Annotated in this window: 1 protein-coding gene; it reads right to left on the minus strand. The window is 58.9% G+C overall.

The genetic code is table 11. The features are described from left to right. The coding region (locus AC2A1E_RS23920) for a beta strand repeat-containing protein (RefSeq protein ID WP_484385829.1) at positions 1 to 2,654 on the minus strand (2,654 nt) is incomplete at both ends.

Genomic DNA, 2,654 nt, shown 5'->3' on the forward strand with positions numbered 1-2,654 from the left:
CCGTCGGTGGTGTGGCAGATCACCCCTTCGATACACAGGACGTTCACTTCGTCCTGGTAGATATAGATAGTGTAATCCTGGTCGTTGTAACGCACGCCGTTATTGAGGCGTGCCACTTCGTATTCGGAGATCTGCTCCTGAGAAACCAGCACGTTTTCCAGCGAGAAGTGGTCGTTGACGTTGTTGATTTGCCCGATATTGAGCGCCATATCCCCGGCGGACTCAATGGTGGAGCTGTGATTGTTCAGCACCCCGCCCTGACCGATGGCCTGATAGTTACCATCCAGCGCCCCACCTATTGCCATGAAACCATCGCTGTAAATCAGCGCATGGTCGTAGTTGTTGAGGGTGCCAATACCCAGATCCAAGCGCTGGCGAGCAGCAATGGTCGCCGCCTGGCCGTTCTCTGCCAGGTTGTTCAATGTTCCCGCTTGGATAGCTAACGCATCGCCGTAAATGCGGCCACTGCTGATATTATTGACGGTAGTACCGTTGAGGCGGGTATAAAAGCCGTCAATCAGGCCGTAGTTGGTCAGGGTCTGGGTGGTGGTGAGTTGCGTGGTGCCTGCGCTGATTTCCGCAGTGGCACTGTTGAACAGGTTGGTGGCCGTCAGATCCAGTTGGTTACCCGCCTGAATCAACGACTGGTTGGTCAGAGTGCCCTGGGTAGTCATGCTCAGGTCATGGCCCGCCTGGACTAATCCGGTATTGAAGAAATCCTGCGCCAACGTGAGCGACATGTCCCCCAGCGACAGCAGCGAACCGTCGCCGGTCAGGGAACCGCTGTTCAGCGTCAGTTGCTGACCCGCTTCCATGGCCCCGGCGCTGTTGGTGACTTGTTGGGCCTGGGTGTGCAGGCTGTTTTGCGCACTCAACAGCCCCGAAGTATTGTTCAGGCTACCGCTCAGATTAAGCGTCAGCACATCATCCACGCGCAGCGCACCCTGGCTGTTGTCGACATCCGCCGCATTCAGCGTCAGGCTACCGCCCTGGATGCCATGTTGTGCATCGAGAGTATTCTGGTTGAAGATGCTGGCAGCGTTCAGGGTGACATTCAGCGCCCCCTGGATCAGCCCAGCCCCGTTGTCGATCACCGATTGAGCCGCATTAAGCGCCATATTACCCAGCGCCTGGATCTGGCCCTGCTGGTTGTTGATTTGGCTGGCGGTGAGATCCAATGTGCCTTTGCTGAACAGGTTGCCCTGCAGGCTGTTGTCGAACGCAGCGGTATTGAGCGCCATCGCCCCGCCAGAGGCTAGCAACCCGTGCTGGTTGTTCACATCGGCGGTGGTCAGCGACAGATCACCCTGCGCACTGAGGGTGCCGTTCTGGTTATCGAGCGCAGAGCCTTGAGTATCCCACTGTAGCGCCTGACCGGACTGTAACGTCCCCCAGGCGTTATTCAGCGCCTGCGTCAGGGCATTGATACTACCCAGTGCGGCGATCTGGCCCTGTTGGTTATTGACGGCCCCGGAGGTCAGGGTCAGTTGCTGGTTACCGATCAGCACACCCTGCTGGTTGTCCAGCAGGCCAGTGTTAAGCGTCAGCGAACCCTGGCTGGTAATGCCACCCTGGTCACCACTGCGAGTGTTGCTGAGGGTTCCGCTCTGGGTATCGATCAGCAGGTCGGCAGCACTTTGCAGCAAACCGCCGTCATCGTTCAGGAGACCGGTGTTGAACAGCGACAGATTGCTCAGAGAAGCCAGTTGACCGCCCCGGTTATCCAGTAACCCAGTGTGCAATACCGTATCACCACCGCCCACCAGCTTGCCCTGGCGGTTATCCACTGCGCCGCTGGAGAGCGACAGCGCCCCGGTTGCGCCGATCAGCCCGCCTGCCGAGTTGTCTATCGTCTGGCTGTGGGTATTTAGCGTCAGTGCCGCACCAGACTGGAGGTTGCCCGCCTGGTTGTTGAGGGCTCCGCTGCTGAGTGCCAGCCCCTTGTCTGCCAGAATTTTGCCTGCGGCGTTATTGATATTGCCGGTCTGGGCATTCAGGGTGTTGGCCGCAATCTGGCCGTTGCGGTTATCGAGGTTGCCGGTCGCAAGCTGCATATCGCCTGCGCTGACCAGCCCGCCTTGTGCGCCGCTGTTGCGGTTCAGCACCTCGGCACCGCGACTGTTCAGGCTCAGTGCTGAACCCGCCTGCATCAACCCACCGGTGTTATCCACCGCGCCGCTGAGCGAGGTCAAACGGCCATCGGCGGCAATCAGGCCATCACGGTTGTTGAGCGCACCGTCGAGGGTCAGCGTCAGGTCGTGCTTATCGGCAGCAATCAGTTGGCCCTGCTGGTTGTTGAGGGTTCCGGCGGTCAGCGCTAACGCGCCGTTGGAGAACACCGCGCCGTCCTGATTATCGAACAGATCGGTGACGTTGAGGTTCAGCGTGCCGCTGCCGGTCTGGGTCATCTGTCCGCCACGGTGCGACAGGCTACCGGAGTTAAGGGTGATATTTCCTGCCTGAGTAGTGGTGTTATCCAGTTGCAGTTGGGTACCGCTGAGCGCCAGACTGCCGTTGGACAGTACCGCGCCCTTATCACCGTTCATCTGCGTAGCCTGAATGGTCAGTGCACCGTCACCGGCATGCACAATGGTGCCCTGCTGGTTGTTGAGGTTGGCGGTATTGAGCGTCAGGTTTTTACCATTGCTGGCAAT

The organism is Serratia sp. HNCC26DJ206 (assembly GCF_057180605.1).